Annotated in this window: 11 protein-coding genes and 1 pseudogene; 11 read left to right on the top strand and 1 reads right to left on the bottom strand. The window is 31.7% G+C overall.

What is annotated here, in order from left to right:
* The first annotated feature begins 3 nt into the window (after nucleotides 1-3).
* The 4 genes from B4L98_RS11875 (at nucleotide 4) to B4L98_RS11890 (ending at nucleotide 6871) form a co-directional block, all read left to right on the top strand.
* Entirely contained in the window at nucleotides 4-1341 is a 1338-nt protein-coding gene (locus B4L98_RS11875) for a sensor histidine kinase (RefSeq protein WP_291048389.1), read from the top strand.
* Nucleotides 1342-1413: 72 nt separating this feature from the next.
* Nucleotides 1414-2664, top strand: a complete 1251-nt coding sequence (locus B4L98_RS11880) for a TolC family protein (RefSeq protein ID WP_291048386.1) — start codon at nucleotides 1414-1416, stop codon at nucleotides 2662-2664.
* Between the two features lie 4 nt (nucleotides 2665-2668).
* Nucleotides 2669-3760, top strand: coding sequence for an efflux RND transporter periplasmic adaptor subunit (locus B4L98_RS11885; protein ID WP_291048383.1), 1092 nt, complete (start codon nucleotides 2669-2671; stop codon nucleotides 3758-3760).
* A 3-nt stretch (nucleotides 3761-3763) separates the two neighbouring features.
* Nucleotides 3764-6871 (top strand): efflux RND transporter permease subunit, encoded by a 3108-nt coding sequence (locus tag B4L98_RS11890; protein WP_291051693.1) that lies wholly within the window; start codon nucleotides 3764-3766, stop codon nucleotides 6869-6871.
* Nucleotides 6872-6962: 91 nt separating this feature from the next.
* Here the strand turns inward: B4L98_RS11890 and B4L98_RS11895 are convergent, their stop codons facing one another.
* On the bottom strand, nucleotides 6963-8411 hold the full coding sequence (locus B4L98_RS11895; RefSeq protein ID WP_409410628.1) for an FAD-dependent oxidoreductase: 1449 nt from the start codon (nucleotides 8409-8411) through the stop codon (nucleotides 6963-6965).
* 246 nt (nucleotides 8412-8657) lie between these two features.
* Here B4L98_RS11895 and B4L98_RS11900 point away from each other — a divergent pair, with 246 nt between their 5' ends.
* From B4L98_RS11900 to B4L98_RS11930, 7 genes and pseudogenes are all read left to right on the top strand, one after another.
* Entirely contained in the window at nucleotides 8658-9275 is a 618-nt protein-coding gene (locus B4L98_RS11900; RefSeq protein ID WP_286494872.1) for a hypothetical protein, read from the top strand.
* Entirely contained in the window at nucleotides 9259-10032 is a 774-nt protein-coding gene (locus B4L98_RS11905; RefSeq protein WP_349679431.1) for an aminotransferase class I/II-fold pyridoxal phosphate-dependent enzyme, read from the top strand. The genes B4L98_RS11900 and B4L98_RS11905 overlap by 17 nt, the downstream gene beginning before the upstream one ends.
* A 311-nt stretch (nucleotides 10033-10343) precedes the next feature.
* Nucleotides 10344-10763, top strand: coding sequence for an ATP-dependent dethiobiotin synthetase BioD (bioD, locus tag B4L98_RS11910; protein WP_291059946.1), 420 nt, complete (start codon nucleotides 10344-10346; stop codon nucleotides 10761-10763).
* A 62-nt stretch (nucleotides 10764-10825) separates the two neighbouring features.
* A complete protein-coding gene (gene bioB, locus B4L98_RS11915) occupies nucleotides 10826-11821 on the top strand; it encodes a biotin synthase BioB (RefSeq protein ID WP_291059944.1) in 996 nt (331 codons plus the stop codon).
* Nucleotides 11809-13074 (top strand): annotated as a pseudogene (gene bioA, locus B4L98_RS11920) (adenosylmethionine--8-amino-7-oxononanoate transaminase). Before bioB ends, bioA begins: the two are co-directional and overlap by 13 nt.
* A 325-nt stretch (nucleotides 13075-13399) precedes the next feature.
* The gene (locus B4L98_RS11925) at nucleotides 13400-14869 is read left to right on the top strand and encodes a histidine kinase (RefSeq protein ID WP_286494866.1); all 1470 of its coding nucleotides are present in this window, start codon (nucleotides 13400-13402) and stop codon (nucleotides 14867-14869) included.
* A 79-nt stretch (nucleotides 14870-14948) separates the two neighbouring features.
* A complete protein-coding gene (locus B4L98_RS11930) occupies nucleotides 14949-17528 on the top strand; it encodes a zinc-dependent metalloprotease (protein ID WP_038335737.1) in 2580 nt (859 codons plus the stop codon).
* Nucleotides 17529-17537 lie beyond the last annotated feature (9 nt).

A 17537-nucleotide genomic window follows, 5' to 3' on the forward strand; every position in this document is an offset into this window, starting at 1 on the left:
ATTATGAAGTTAAAACATCGATTAGCGCTTTATTCAGTCATTATTTTTAGTATCATTATTTTGATTGTTTCTACAATTATTTATTTTTCTTTTTATACCGAAATGGAGAAAAAAGAGATCAAATCATTGCAGAATAAGACACTTTTGGCTTCTATTTATTATTTAGAAAAGGACGAATTACCTGTTTTAGAACATAATAATATCAAAAATCAATTAGAGAAGACGATTTCCCGAAAAAATATTTTAATTGTTGATCATAACAACAAAAAATACAATGGAAATATGTCGTCTAATAAAGATATTTCAACCAATTTTATAGAAAATATTCGTGCCAATAAATCAGATTTTTTTACAAGTAAAGATTTCTTTTATAACGGAATTTTTTATCGTGATAATGAAGGTGATTTTGTTGTAATCACGCGTGAATCTAAACAAGAATTTAACGAACAAATGCAATCGTTACTTCAAATTTTGATTTCGGTTTCATTGGTTGGGTTGATTTTTATTTATCTATTTTCTAATTTTTTAGGAGTAATTGCTTATGAACCGATTACAAAAATTATTGAGCAAATAAAAGAGCGTGATGCAAAGAATTTTACTGAACCTTTAAAGCTCAATAAATCGTATGCGGAGATTGAAGATTTAATCAAAACCTACAATCATTTTATTGATCGAATAGCGCAAACTTTTAATGTACAAAAGAATTTTATCGATTATGTTTCGCACGAATTACGAACTCCAATTACAGCATTATTAGGGACTTTAGAGGTAACTAATCATAAAAAAAGAACGCTCGAAGAATATGAAAACGTGATTGTGCAATTGAAACAATATACGAATGATTTGCAAGAAACGTTAGATCAAATGATGTTGCTTTCGGGTGCAAAAACGAGTTTTGAATTTAGTCAAATTCGAATTGATGAGGTAGTTTGGCAAGTGATTGAAAATGCTATTTTGTATCATCAAGCACGTATAAATGTGGATTTACAAGTCGAAAATAATCAATTGTTAACCATTCAAGGAAACGAAAAATTATTAGAAGTAGCTTTGAATAATTTAGTAAGTAACGCGATAAAATATTCGAACAATCAACCGATTTTAGTACAGTTTTTGGAAATCAATCATCGTTTACAAATTCATATTTCCGATTTGGGAATTGGTATTTTAGAAACCGATATCAAACAAATTAAACAAAACTTTTTTCGAGGAAAAAACACGCAAGATTTTCAAGGAAAAGGTATTGGACTTTCGATGGCGAATATTATTTTTACACTTCATCAAATTGATATCGAAATTGTTCCAAATAAACCTAAAGGAACGATTGTTAAACTCATTTTCTAATCTACTTTTAATCTAACTTAAAACTCGCCTTAATCTTACACTTTTACTTTTGAATTTTCAAAAAGAGTAGAAGTGAAGAAGATCTATTATACTGCAATTCCAATTATTTTTGCGATGCAAACACAGGCGCAAAACGTAACGTTGGACAATCTAGAAGCCGCGTTTTTACAAAAAAATTATGCACTCATTGCGAATAAATTCAATGTTGACAGAATTGATGCTGAAATTATTCAGGAGAAATTATGGCAAAATCCAACGTTGAGTATTTCTGAGGTTAATCTTTGGAAAACTTATAATGTAGAAGAACAGCCTTATTTATTCGGTAAATACGGGAAAAATCAACAAATTTCTGTCGAATTAGAGCAATTAATTGAAACGGCAGGTAAACGAAAAAAGCGTGTTGCGATTAAAGAATTAGAAAAGAATTCGGCACTTTTTGAGTATGAGGAATTGTTGCGTGAGCTGAAAAAAGAATTGAGACAAACATATTTTTCGTTGGCGCGTATTCAATCTGAAAAGAAAGAATTGCAAAATAGTATTGATTTATTTGAACAGATGATGACGCAATATCAGCGACAAGCAGATTTAAAAAATGTTCCGAAAGCAGATTTTTACAGACTTCAAACAGAATTAATCGGTTTACAAAAAGATCAAATTGAGCTAGAAAATCAAGAAATTGAATACATTAATAAACTTCGATTGTTAACGCAAAACTCAGATTTAAATGTAAATGAAATCGATTTTTCAAGATTCAATTCTCATTCCAAATCAATCCCATTCAATGCTAAACAATTAGCAAAAGAGCAAAATATAGCGTTAAAAAAACAAGAAAATGAAATCAATTTAGCTGAAAAACAATTGATTTTAGAAAAAGCGCAACGTACACCAGATTTGGCTTTTCAGGTAAATTATGATCGTGGTGGAAATATTATGCGCGATTTTGTAGGTGTAGGTGTAAGCATTGATTTACCGATTTTCAATACGAATAAAGGAAACATCAAAGCTTCTGAAATTGTACTGAATCAACAACAAATTACGAAAAATGCGCTACATTCTGAGTTAGATATTTCGATCGATCGACTTCAAAATCAAATTAGTCAATTGGATAAAGCTCTTATTCAGTGGAAAAAATTGAACAATCAAGAGCAACTAACCATGATTGACAATTACAAAAAACATCTCCAAAATAAACAAATCACTTTATTAGAATTTATTGATTTTACGCAGGCTTATCGCGAATCTCAAAAAGCTTATTTGGATTTATTGGAAAATTATCAAAACACATTCGAAGAACTAAATTATATCGTTGGACAAGATTTATAAAATGATGAAAAAAAGTTTTTATTTTTTAGCTGCTTTTACTTTGGTTTTAAGTAGTTGTAACAAGCAAGAAGCCCCGAAAGAAGCGGTAAAAGAAGACAAATTTTGTTTGAACGAACAATTGAAAAAGTCAACTGAAATTGTAGCTGTTTTAGAGCAGCCGATTCACGAACAATTAACCTTGTCAGGAAAAATTGAATACAACGAAAATGACTTGGTTGGTTTTAAAAGTTTGCTGCAAGGAGTGGTAGATAAAGTGAATTTTGAATTAGGTGATTATGTGCGTCAAGGTCAAGTTTTGGCAGTTGTAAAATCGAACGAAGTGTTGGATTTGGTACAGCAAAAGCGTTATCATCAAAATCAAATGGATTTGATTCGAAAACAAATCAAGTCGAAAAAAGAATTGTTGAATGATGGAATGGCTTCTCAACCCGAAGTTACAGAGGCAGAACACGAATTACAATCAACGCAAATTGAAATTGATAAAATCAATGCAACCTTGAGAATGTATCGTGCGGTTGGCAATGGTCAATTCCAGATTTTATCACCTAAAAATGGTTATATCGTTCAGAAAAACATGAGCGTTGGTCAATCTATTATTTCAGATTCAGAAGATAATTTATTTTCTATTTCTAATTTGAAACAAGTTTGGGTAATGGTAAATATTTACGCCAATAATCTGCAATATGTAAAAAAAGGAGATGCTGTAAAAGTGAAATCTATGGCGTATCCTGATCGAATTTATGTTGGAAAAATTGATAAAATATACAATGTGTTTGATGAAAATGAACACGTTTTGAAAGCGCGTGTTGTGTTAGAAAATCAAGATTTGAACTTGATGCCAGGTTTGAGTGCAGATATTATTATCGATAAACAAAATATTGTAGGAAATGCATTTGCGATACCAAACAAAGCCAAAGTTTTTGAGAACAACAAGGAATATGTGGTGGTATATAAAAATGATTGTACAATGGATATTCGAAAAATTACGACGATTGGTCAGAATGAAGAATTCACATTTGTTAGCGAAAAGTTTGCTCCAAATGAGAAAGTTATTTCTCGAAACGCTCTAATGATATTTGAGGAATTAAATAAATAATAAATGAAAAAGTTAGTACAATCAGTCGTAACTTTTTCGTTACGAAATACAACCTTTGTTTTATTTGCTGTATTTGCATTACTCTTTGCAGGTATATTTTCTTTAAAACATACACCAATAGAGGCATTTCCGGATGTAACAAATACTAGAGCTCGTATTATAACACAATGGCCAGGAAGAAGTGCTGAGGAAATGGAAAAATTGGTGACTCTACCAGTTTCAAAAGTAATGAATAGTATTCCGCATAAATCTAATATTCGTTCAATTTCTCTTTTCGGATTATCTGTTGTAACGGTTCAGTTTGAAGATGGAGTAGATGATTTTTATGCACAACAATATGTATCGAATAAATTGAGTGGAGTTGATTTACCAGAAGGAGCTGATGCAGATATTGAACCGCCTTCTGGTGCTACAGGAGAGATTTTTCGTTATGTGATCAAAAGTGATTTACCGATCAAGGAAGTTACCGCGATACAAGATTGGGTAATAGAACGTGAATTGCTTTCTGTATCAGGAGTTGCAGATGTTGTAAGTTTTGGTGGAGAAGAAAAAACGTATGAAATTAAAATTAATCCAACAGAATTAAAGAATTATAATTTATCGCCTTTAGATGTTTATGAAGCAGTTTCTAAATCAAATATAAATGTTGGTGGAGATGTGATTCAGCAAGGAGATCAAGCTTATGTAGTTCGTGGTGTTGGTTTACTAGATAAGATAGAGGATATCGGAAATATTACTGTCGCTCTAAATGGTTCTACACCAATTTTGATCAAAAATGTGGCAGATGTTGTCATTTCGAATAAACCACGTTTGGGGCAAGTTGGTTACAATAAGCATGATGATATGGTAGAAGGAATTGTTGTGATGTTGCGTGGTGAAAATCCATCCGAAGTCATTGAAAATCTGAAAGCGAAGATTGAAGAATTGAATACAAGAACTTTACCAGATAATGTGAAAATTGAAACAGTTGTAGATCGTACCAAATTGGTGGATAATACAGTACATACGGTTTCTAAAAATATTATTGAAGGTATTTTATTGGTATCATTAATTGTTTTTGTTTTTTTATATAATTGGAAATCAACATTTATTGTAGCTTCGGTTATTCCGCTTTCATTTTTGTTCGCAATTATCATGTTGAAAATACAAGGATTACCAGCGAATTTAATTTCAATGGGGTCACTGGATTTTGGATTGTTGTTAGAAGGAACTTTGGTAATTGTAGAAACAGTTTTTGTTGCTTTAGCTACAATGCAACATAAAGTAGGAGCAGAACGTTTCGCAAAAATGAGTAAAATGGGTGTTATAAAGAAAAGTGCAGGAAGTGTAGCTTCTTATATTTTCTTTGCCTTACTTATTCTTATTGTTGCTTTATTACCGATATTTTCATTCCAAAAAGTGGAAGGTAAAATGTTCTCTCCTTTAGCATTTACATTAGGATACGCATTATTAGGATCTTTAATATTAAGTCTAACTTATGTTCCTGCAATGTGTAAGTTGCTTTTTAAGAAAAATATGGAGGAGAAAGAGAACTTTATTACTCGATTTTTTCAGAAAACTATTTTTGGATTATATGAAACTGCATTTCGTTATAAAAAGGCAACAATAGGAATCTTTTTAGGAATTTTAGCTCTTTGTTTGTTTAAGTTCTCGCATTATGGATCAGAATTTCTTCCAAAACTGAATGAAGGAGCAATTTACATTCGTGCAACTTTACCAAATAGTGTCAATTTACAAGAATCAACTCGATTAACAAAAGAGATGAAAGAGTTGATGCAGAAAGATTGTGATGAAATTGATTTTATTTTAACACAAACAGGTCGTCCAAATGATGGAACAGATCCAACAGGATTCTTTAATATTGAGTTTAATGTTCAATTAAAAGATGAAAAAGATTGGAAGCGCAAGATTTCAAAAGAAGAGATTATTCAAGAGATGCGAGATAAACTAAATCATTATCCAGGAATTGTATTTGGATTTTCGCAACCCATTCAAGATAATGTCGAAGAATATGTAGCTGGTGTAAAAAGTTCATTAGTTATTAAGATTTTTGGTGATGATTTGTATGATTTAGAAAAATATGCAAACAAGGTCGCTACTTCTATCGAAAAAGTAAATGGAATAACGGATATCAATGTTTATAAAAATATTGGTTTACCTGAACTTAGAATAGAATTGAGTGATTCAAAAATGGCGAAATATGGTATTAGTACAGCGGATGTTCAGGCAGTAATTGAAATGACAATTGGTGGACAAGCAGCTACTAAGTTTTATGAAAATGATCGACAGTTTGATGTTATTCTTCGTTTTCAGGAAGCTTATAGAGATACTCCTGAGAAAATTGGAAATATTTTGATTCCAACAAGTAATGGGAACAATGTTCCTTTGCAGGAAATAGCTACAATTGGTTATCAAACAGGACCTGCTTTTATTTATCGAGAAGGAAATAGTCGATATATCGGTGTAGGATTCAGTATAGAAGGTCGTGATTTAGGAAGTACAATCGATGAAGCGAAGAAAGTAGTGGCGAAAGAAGTTAAATTACCGAAAGAAAATTACATGGAATGGGCTGGTGAATTCGAAAGTAAAGAGCGTGCAGCAAAACAATTAGCAATGGTCGTTCCGATTTCGTTAGTTTTGATTTTATTATTATTGTATACCAATTTCGGAAATGTAAAAGACACAGCGATAGCTGCATTAACACTGCCTTTTGCTTTTATTGGAGGATTTATTTCGCTTTGGGTAACAGGAACCATTTTTGGTATATCTGCGGGAATAGGTTTTATTATTCTTTTTGGAGTAGCAACGATTGATGGAATTGTTCTAATTGGTGTTATTCGAGATAATTTAAAGCATAAAATGCAATTAAAAGAAGCAATAGTCAATGGTGTTAAAAGTAGAATACGCCCTGTTGTGATGATTGCGCTTATGGGATCGATGGGATTATTACCAGCAGCACTTTCTACCGGAATGGGATCAGAAATTCAAAAGCCTTTGGCAATTATGATTGTAGGAGGATTAATTATTTGTTTAATCTTATCCTTTACAATTCTTCCAGTTGTATTTTATTATGCATATAGAAAAGAATATCAACAGAAATTCCTGAAATAATTTGTGTAGTTGTTTTATATAAAGGAGTTTTTATCAAAAGGTAAAAACTCCTTTTTTATTGATTATGAATGAGTAAATCTAGAATAATTAATTATAAAGTAGAAGACCACTTAGAACCAAACGTTACGTTACCTTCTTGAAGTACAATATCTGAATGTAAAAATTTTGCGGCATCTGCTGACTTTTTCACTTTAACGCTACTTCGTTCCATCATCTCTTTTTCATATTGTTGTAAAACTTCTTCACGTAAATTAATCTGTTTATTTTGAATATTATTATAAGCTGATGTTATTTTTTGTGCTAACAATAAAGCATCTAATAAAGCTTGATTTGCACCTTGTCCTTTAAAAGGACTCATAGGATGAGCTGCATCGCCAATTAAAGTGACAGAGCCAGCATTTTCTAGTAAATTTGACATTAATAAATCTCGATCATAAACGGGGTATCCAGTGATTTGTTTGGGTTCTGTAGCTGCAATAATTTCAGGAATAGGAGAGTGCCAATGCGTTCTTTTAGCAACTTCTATTTTTAAAGCCTCTGAACCTTTTTTACTCAAAGCTATCGCTTCATTTTCTAACATTGGAAAACTAAATTGCCACATAACCGAATCTTTGTCATAAGGCATCATATACATTCGTTCAGTTCCATTTGCTGTTTGAAATACCGTTGCTCCATCCAACAAATGATTTTCTAAATTAGTTAAAGCATCCAGTTTACAAATACCTAAAATAACAATACACCCCAAATAACGTAATGGAGTATTTTCCTCATTTATAATCAATCGACGAACTATACTTCGTATGCCATCAGCACCAACAAGTAAATCAGCTTTAAAGTGTTTTTGAATTCCATCAACATCAAACGTTAATTCTATTTTATCATCAACATTAAAATCGACTAATTGATGATTCCATAAAACTTGATTATTGCCACCTAATTGATTTAAAAAAGCTAAGCGTAAAGATTGTCTCGCAATGTGAATATTGGTATGTTTATTTTTGTTTTTAGCTTCAATCGCTTCTTTATCTTGCAATTTTCTTATTCCCCATTCGCCAATCACATTTCCTTCTATAGTATGTGCTAAATGCAATGTAGAAACGATTCCTTCCTCTAAAGTTTGGATTCCAAATTTTTTTAATTCTTTACTAGCTTGCTGTAACGTTAGTCCATAACCTTGGGAACGATCGTTGAAAGCTCGATCACGTTCAAAAAGTGTAAAAGGAATTTGACGATGTAAACACGCTAATGCTAATGCAATTCCACCAATTCCAGCTCCGACAATTGCAACATGAGGATATTTTTTTTCGTTGGGTGATGGATGTTCATTTGTAGTTGTCAAACCGGTTCCTGAGCAGACAGTACAGATCTGCATCGAACTTTTTGGTTTATTTGGAGTAATAAAATTTTCATTCTTTTTAGATTGAGCAACAGCTGATTCATAACGCGATAGTTTCCTTTTCGAAACTCCTTGACTTTTTTTTCCAAGTCCATTACAATTCTTGCAACTTATCCAATTTTCTCGAGTACTCAATTTAAAAATTTTTGCAAAAATAAGATTAAAGTAGCTATTTAGAAAAATCTAATCGTAAAAGATAGAATTAATACATGAATAATGAATTTTTCTGTAATAATAGTTTTCATTATTCAACTTCTTTATAGTGATGATTCTACAACCTTTTTCAGAGATTTTAGAATGGGTTTAATATATCCGGACTATCATTTATTATAAAAGTGGAATGTATATACAATCCGTTGGACTTATAATTTTGGTCAAAAATAAAATCAATTGAAAAAATTATTAAATCATATTGTTTTAGAACCAAAATTACATGTAAAGTGGCTTAATACACTTTCGTTTATGGAAAATGCAGGAGCACGAAAGATTTCGGCATGTGAGCACAAAACTTTTGTGAATCTTATCCAATTGAAACATGCAGCTGAGGAACATCGCCATGCTTATTATTTGAAAAAGCAAATTATAAAATTAATTCCAGATGCTTGTGTCAATTATGAGCCTATTTATCTTTTAGCACCAAAAGCAACAATGTATTATTTACATCAATTAGATATTCAGGTTTGTCGTTTGTTGAAGAAAGAATTTAATCTTGATGGGGAAGATTTAAAATACGCAGCTTATTTGTTTGTGACTTACGCTATAGAAGTGAGGGCAGATGAATTGTATCCAATATATCAAGATATTTTGACGGCGCATCAACAAAAAGTGATGGTAAAATCTATTATTGTTGAAGAAGAAGGTCATCTTGAAGAAATGATTTCACAATTAAAAGAATTTCATAGAGAATGGAAAATCTATGCAAATCAAGTGATACAACTAGAAGAAGTGTTATTTATGAATTGGATTTCTGCAATTGAAAATGAACTGAATAATGTCGAAATTTTTTAATTCATTGCGACTATCTCTATTTGAAAGAGAACAAAAAGGAATTAAAAGAACATTAAAAGTTCGTTCTTCTGGAATTGATTTTTATAGTAATGATTATTTAGGATTAGCTAAAAATGAAATCTTACATCAGCAGATTTTAAATGAGTTTATAGCGCAACCATCTTTACTTTATGGTTCTACTGGAGCACGTTTGATTAGTGGGAATTCTGATTATCTAAGTGAAACGGAAGAGATGATAGCAAATGAACATAAAGTGGAAGCTGCATTACTTTTTTCATCTGGATATAATGCCAATTTAGCACTTTTTTCTGCACTTTTAACTCGACATGATGTTGTTTTAGTTGATGAAAATATACATCGATCAGTACATGACGGGATTAAATTATCCAACGCAAAAAAAATAAAGTTTAAACATAACGATTTAGATCATTTAGAGAAACTATTGCAAAGAGTAAAAGAGCGTTGTTTTATCGCGGTAGAAAGTTTGTATTCGATGGATGGTGATTGTGCTCCATTAATTGAACTGGTTGAATTAGCCAATAAATACAATGCAGCATTAGTGGTAGATGAAGCTCATGCTTTTGGTGTTTTTGGTTACGGATTGGTTCATCAATTCGGTTTACAATGCAAAGTGTTTGCAACGGTTGTAACTTATGGAAAAGCGATGGGAATGAGCGGTGCCACGATTTTAGCTAATCAGTTAGTGNNAATGCTTCACCTTTTATTTACACCACAGCTATTGCTGATTTTCATGTGACAGGTTTACGAAAAGGTTATCAGTTTATCAAAGAAAATAAATCGCTTCAAGAGAGTTTAAAATATAATATATCACATTTTAGAAATAGTGGCTTCACGAGTTCTTCGAATAAAAATAGTCCAATTCAAATTCTAAAGTTTGAGTCTACAAACCAATTAACCAAAATCAAAAATCAATTGGAGTTGGTGGAAATAAACACTTTTGCGGTTTTCAACCTACAGTAGGAGAAGGAGAAGAGCGCTTAAGAATCTGTTTGCATGCTTTTAACACACAAGAAGAAATTAATCAATTAATGGAAAAGATAAAAGAAAATGTCTAAACAATTATTTGTTACAGGAATTGGGACAGGAGCTGGGAAAACGATTGTTTCAGCAATTTTAACTGAAGTTTTACAAGCTGATTATTGCAAACCAATACAATTGGGAGATTTAGATTCATCAGATAGTTTGTTGGCAAAATCGTTAACTTCTCTAGAACTGAAAATTCATCAAGAACGTTATTGTTTGCAAAAAGCCGCTTCGCTACATCAATCTGCAAAAGAAGAAGATATTGAAATCAATCTAAATGATTTTGAACTTCCCAAAACAACCAATTCTCTTATTGTTGAAGGAGCAGGCGGATTATTTGTTCCTATTAATGAAGAAGATTTTATGATTGATCTTATTCAGCAGTTTAATCTCCCAGTAGTCCGGATATTTCTATCATCATTATACCAAAACTCAATTCAATAAACTCAAGCGAAGTGAGAAATATAGCAAAAAACAATTAAGTATCAATTTAATATTTAAATACAATGAAAGTATCAAACGAAACACGCCATGATTGGACGAAAGAAGAAATCGAAAAAATCTATCATCAACCATTATTAGATTTAGTATATCATGCATCCAAAACACATCGAGAATGGCACAACGCAAGAGAAGTACAAGTATGCACCTTGTTATCTGTAAAAACAGGTGGTTGTCCCGAGGATTGCTCATATTGCGGACAAGCAGCGCGCTACCATACCGATATTAAAGTAGAAGCTTTGTTACCAACAGCAACAGTATTAGCACATGCAAAGAAAGCAAAAGAAGCTGGCTCATCACGTTTTTGCATGGCAGCTGCTTGGAGAGAAGTACGAAATAATCGAGATTTTGATCGAATAATCGAAATGGTGAAAGGTGTAAATGAGTTGGGATTAGAAGTGTGTTGTACATTAGGAATGTTGACAGAAGAGCAGGCAATTCGTTTGCAAGAAGCAGGTTTACACGCTTATAATCATAATTTAGATACTTCCGAAGCTTATTATGATGAGATTATTTCTACACGTAAATTTGATAATCGAGTCAATACGATACAAAATGTGCGAAAGGCTGGGGTTACAGTTTGTTCGGGTGGAATTATTGGCTTAGGAGAAACGCATCAAGATCGAATTTCTATGCTATTAACTTTGGCAACAATGCTAAAACATCCAGAATCTGTACCTGTAAATGCTTTAGCAAGAGTAAAAGGAACACCTTTAGAAAATAATCCGAAAGTAGATATTTGGGATATGGTTCGTATGATTGCTACAGCTCGTATTGTGATGCCTTCTTCGGTTGTTCGGTTAAGTGCTGGTCGAATAGAAATGACGGAAGTTGAACAAGCTTGGTGTTTTATGGCTGGAGCGAATTCGATTTTTACAGGAGAGCGTGAAACTTTATTGGTGACGCCTAATCCTGGGGTAACAGAGGATATGAAAATGTTTGAAAATTTAGGTTTAGTACCAATGGTTAAACAAGAAACAACTCAGACATGTACACATTAAAAGAACGCGATCAGTTGGTGAATTGGCATCCTTATACGCAGATGAAAAAAGCCAATAATATTATTGCAATTGTAAGAGGAGAAGGAAGTTAAATTTACGATGAAAATAACAAACAATATATTAATGAGGTTTCATCGTGGTGGGTAACGCTGCATGGACATGCGCATCCGTATATTGCACAAAAAATGCACGAACAGCTAACAACTTTGGAACATGTTATTTTTGCAGGATTTACGCATCGACCTGCAATTGAATTGTCTGAACGTTTGTTGGCTCTTTTATCTCAAAATCAAAAGAATGCATTTTATAGCGACAATGGATCAACAGCGATTGAGGTAGCACTAAAAATGTGTTTACAATATCATTTCAATAAAAAAGAAGATAGACCTGTGATTTTAGCGTTCAAAAATGCTTATCATGGCGATATTTTTGGCGCGATGTCGGTGAGTGGAAGAGGAATTTGGACAGAACCTTTTAGTGAAAAGCTTTTTGATGTTATATTTATTGATACGCCGAATGCAGAAAATATAGAAGCAATTAAAGCACAAATAAAAGAAGTTGCACCTAAAGTGGCGTGTTTTATTTACGAACCTTTGGTTCAAGGAGCTTCGGGGATGTTGATGCATGAGGCTGAATACTTAGATCAATTGATGAGGTGTTGTAGAACACATCATATTTTAATGATTCAAGACGAGATTTTTGTAGGATTTGGTCGTACAGGTAAATTATTTACAGCAAATCATTTGACAGAAGTTCCAGATATTATGTGTTTTTCGAAAGGTTTAACAGGTGGTACTTTGCCTTTGGGCGTTACAACTTGTACAGACGAAATTTACCAAGCCTTTTATGCAGATGATTTGAATAAGACGTTATTTCACGGGCATTCTTTTACCGCAAGTCCATTAGCGTGTACCGCTGCGTTAGCAAGTCTTGATTTGTTATTACAGACTTCTACACAACAGCAAATAGCAAATATTGTACATCAACATTTTGTTACGTCTATTCAAGATCATCCTAAAGTAAAAGTGATAAGACAATGAGGAACTATGTTGGCGTTGGAATGGAATAAAGACGAACAAATATCTTATTTTAGTGATATGTAAGAAAAGCTGTATTCTTTCTTTTTAGAGAAAGTTGTATTATTGCGTCCATTAGGAAATATCATCTATTTAGTTCCTCCTTATTGTATTTCGACTGATGATCTAAATTATATTTATGATACGATTCGTCAAGCTTTAATCGAATTGTTTTAATGTTAAGTTCTAAATGACGCTTATAAGATTAAAAAGATAAAAAAATCTCCCTTTTGGGAGATTTTAGTTTATATAATATTGTCAAATATTTGAAAATTATCATTTTATGATAAATGTTCTCTTATTTTTTTGATTAAAAAGCTTCCCTTAGTTTTGCAAAAAAAATAGTTTGTCTTTTCGATTTCGAGTCCATTTATCTAATAAATCCATTTATGTTATAGCGCTTATTGTAAGTGTTATTGCTGTTTTTGCTCTTGTTATATTGAGTTTTTTAATTAATAAAGAAAGTCAAAAAAATAATGATGAGTTTGTCAAAAAAAGTTTTTTGAGGAAATATGAAGCAGTTGAATTTGAGTTTAAAAACATCGAAGAATATCAAGAAGTTTTAAAAAAAGTTGTTAAAAAGACAAGTGAAAAAAATGTAGCAGATCATTTTTTGGTTTTGAATGAATTAAATTCAAATCGAAAGTTAATTCGCCATGATTGGTTTTCTATTCATTCTTTAGAAACAAATCATTTTCCTGATGAATCAACCCTTTCAAAAGCTATCAATCAACCAAATATTAAAGAATTTCAATCGATATATACTACAAAAAATCAACAGATTGATAATTTTTTGTTGGATTATAAGGATACATTGTATTGGGTAAATTACGATTCTATCAAGTTGTCTAATGGACAAAATATGTATTACGGTTCGACGATTAATCTGTTTGATTTGTATAATTTTTTTACGACAGTAGATGCAACTTCGTCCAATTATATGTATGTTTTCAATAAAGATGGAATTTGTATTACGCATCCTAATGAAAAATTTATTGGGAAAAATGTTTTCGATTTTACAGATATTCAGCCAAGCGATACGATAACGAGCACAATTAATTCTAATTTTTCGCAAGATTTATATACGTTGAATGATGCTTCGTCCGAGTTTATAAAAGATACGGATATCAAACGTTTTATAAAACCTTTACACACCAAGAATTTTGATGGATATATTGTCGTGAATCATTTGAGTTATATCATTGATGAAAATGTAGAACGAACTAAATTTTATGTAGGTTTTATTTTCTTAGGAACTGTTTTTTTAATTATCATTATCTTTTTGTTATTCAATAAAATAACATCTAAAACATACAAGGAAAAAGCGTTTGTAATCGAAGAAAAAAATAGGTTATCAATTGAAAATGAAAAGATTAAAAATGCGAATACTCTAACGCAATTACAACAATTAAAGAATCAGATTAATCCACATTTTTTATTCAATTCGTTGAATTCACTTTATATGTTAATTGGTTTGAACAAAGAGAATGCGCAGAAATTCACGATGAATCTTTCTAAAATTTACCGATATCTTATTGTTCCGCCAAAGGAAAATATAGTGCTTGTAAAAAAGGAATTAGATTTTATTGCACAATACATGGATTTGCATAAAAGTAGATTTTCGGAAGAATTGATTTTTGATTTACAAATCGAAGATTCGAAAAGCTTAGAAAAAAACATTCCATATTTGGCATTACAGATTGTTGTAGAAAATGCAATAAAACATAATATTGCTACAATTGATCAACCTTTGACTATAAATATTGTTGTAAAATCTGATTTGATTATCGTCAAAAATACTTTTCAGAAAAAAAATAAAGCGACAGAAAATGAGAAATTTGGTTTAAACTATTTACAAAAAATCTATCATTTTTATCAAATTGATAATTTCTCAACAAAAGTAGAAAATGAAGAATTTATTTGTTTTTTACCTTATATCGAACCAAAATATCCATTCACTCCAAAAAACTAACCACTCACTCCAAAAAACTATTATTATAAGAAAACTGCGCTTAAGTTTATGCCATAATTAATGATAATTTAATGTTCGAATGAGTCATAATAAGGAAAGAAAGAATTATAAATTAGCACTATATCTTGGTTTGGCAATGTCTTCGGCTGTTGTTTATGGACAAAAGAAAGAGGATAAAAAAGCTGAAAAAGATAAAACAGAGAAAAAGGATTCTACTGTAACGAAAGTTAAAAAAATAGATGAATTAATCAAGAAAGGAAGCTACAAGAAAGGTTTGTTTAATACCATTCAAGTAAAAACTGATATCTATTTCGAAATTCCAGATAGTTTATTTGGACGCCAATTTTTGGTTGTGAATAAATTGTCTCAAGTTCCAATGGAAGTTAACGAAGCGGGCTTGAACAAAGGAATGAATTACGAAAACAAAGTGATTTCTTTTTATCATGATAAAGTAGCTAAAAAAGTGTGGGTCAAAACAATTGTTCCACAAGTTTCTTCACCTAAAAATGACGCAATCACAGCTTCTGTAAAGGATAATTTCTCAGAATCGATTATTGAGGTTTTTGATATAGAAGCTCAAAATAATGATTCTACAGCTGTTGCGATTAAAGTGAACAAAATTTTTGATGGAAATCAAAAAAGTTTTAATGATGTATTAACGAACATAGGTTTAGGAGGTTCGGTAAAGGCAAATCTATCGTATGTGGAAAATGTGAAAACATTTCCAGAAAACATTGTGGTTAAGTCTCAGTTAACGACAAGTGTAAATGAAGGAGGGGTAGATTTGGCTGTTACCTTAGGTGTTACAAGTAATATTGTTTTACTTTCGACAACTCCTATGCAACCTAGGTTAGCAGATAATCGTGTGGGATATTTCACAGAAAAACATTGGTTTTTTAATGATGCTCAACACAAAATGGAAGATCAACGCTTTATTACAAAATGGCGTTTGGAACCAAAAGACGAGGATAAGGAAAAATATCTAAAAGGTGAATTAGTAGAACCTAAGAAACCAATTATTTATTACATCGATCCTTCGACACCAAAACAATGGCGCCAAAAAATTATTGCTGGTGTACACGATTGGCAAGTTGCTTTTGAGCAAGCTGGTTTCAAAAATGCGATTATAGCAAAAGAACCAACTGCTGATGACAAAGATTTTGATATTGATGATGTACGTTACTCAGTAATTACGTATGCAGCTTCACCAAAGTCAAATGCAATGGGACCTTCTGTGGTTGATCCGCGTAGTGGTGAAATTTTAGAGGCGGATATTATTTGGTGGCACAATGTAATGACTTCTTTGCATGATTGGATGCGTATTCAAACAGGTCCAATTGATCCAAAAGCAAGAGGAAATAAATTTAGTGATGAACACATGGGAGAAGCAATTCGTTTTGTGTCTTCTCATGAAGTAGGACATACATTTGGTCTGAAACATAATATGGGCGCTTCTTTTTCTTATCCAGTAGAATCTTTACGTTCGAAAGAATTTACAGATAAAATGGGTGGAACTGCACCGTCTATTATGGATTATGCGCGTTATAATTATGTGGCACAGCCAGAAGATGGTGTTACAGCAATTACGCCAAAAATCGGTTTGTATGATAAATATGCAATCGAATGGGGATATCGTTGGTTTCCAAATCAAGAAACAGAAAAAGCATCGCTTCGTAAAATGATTGAAAAGCACGAAGATGATCCAATGTATTTTTATGGTGAACAACAAAGCTATTTAAGTACAATTGATCCGCGTTCTCAATCAGAAGATTTAGGTGATGATGCTGTTTTGGCAAGTGAATATGGAATGAAAAATCTAAAACGTGTTTCAGAAAATATCTTGAAATGGACGTACGAAGATGGAAAAAGCTATATCAACACAGGGAAACTTTATTACCAAACAATAGGGCAGTGGGATTTATATTCTAATCATGTTTTAGCAAATGTTGGTGGGATTTATTTAAACAACACTTATTTCGGAATTGATAAAAAAGCATACGAACCAGTTCCTGCAGATATGCAACGTAAAGCAGTTAATTATTTAAACGAAAATGTGATTCAATTACCAAAATGGTTATTCTTTAATGATATTTTAGATAAAACGTATGCAATCAAAAATTCGCCAATGGGACCTTACGAGCAAACGCCGTATACATTAGCGAGAGAAATGCAATATGGATTGATTTATAATTTATTTACTGACGATCGCTTATTGCGCATGTTAGAAAATGAATTGAAACACCAAGAATTAAAATCTAATGAAAAAATTTATACAGTTGAAAATTTATTTGATCAAGTAAGAAGTGCAGCTTTTGATAAAAAATCAAACTTAACTATTCTTGAAAAAATGACTCAAAAAAATTACGTTGATGCCTTAATCGTTTCAACAAACAAATTATTTGAAAAAACAACTGTAGCAGGACTTACAATTGACCAAAACCTACAAGTACCAACTATCTGTAATTATTTAGACGAAGAAAAAATGGCGCGTAACATTAACTATTCTTCTATGAAAAGAGTGTCGGAAGTGACAACCTATAAAAGAGCAGAATTGCAACGTGTTTTGACTTTGTTAAACAAGAAAAAGAATAATGGAGATGCGTCTACAAAAGCGCATTATGCTGATTTAATTATTCGTATTAAAGAAGCTTTAAAGTAAGATATAGAA

Origin of the sequence: Empedobacter sp. UBA5528 (assembly GCF_002426075.1) — a bacterium.
GTDB lineage: Bacteria > Bacteroidota > Bacteroidia > Flavobacteriales > Weeksellaceae > Empedobacter > Empedobacter falsenii_B.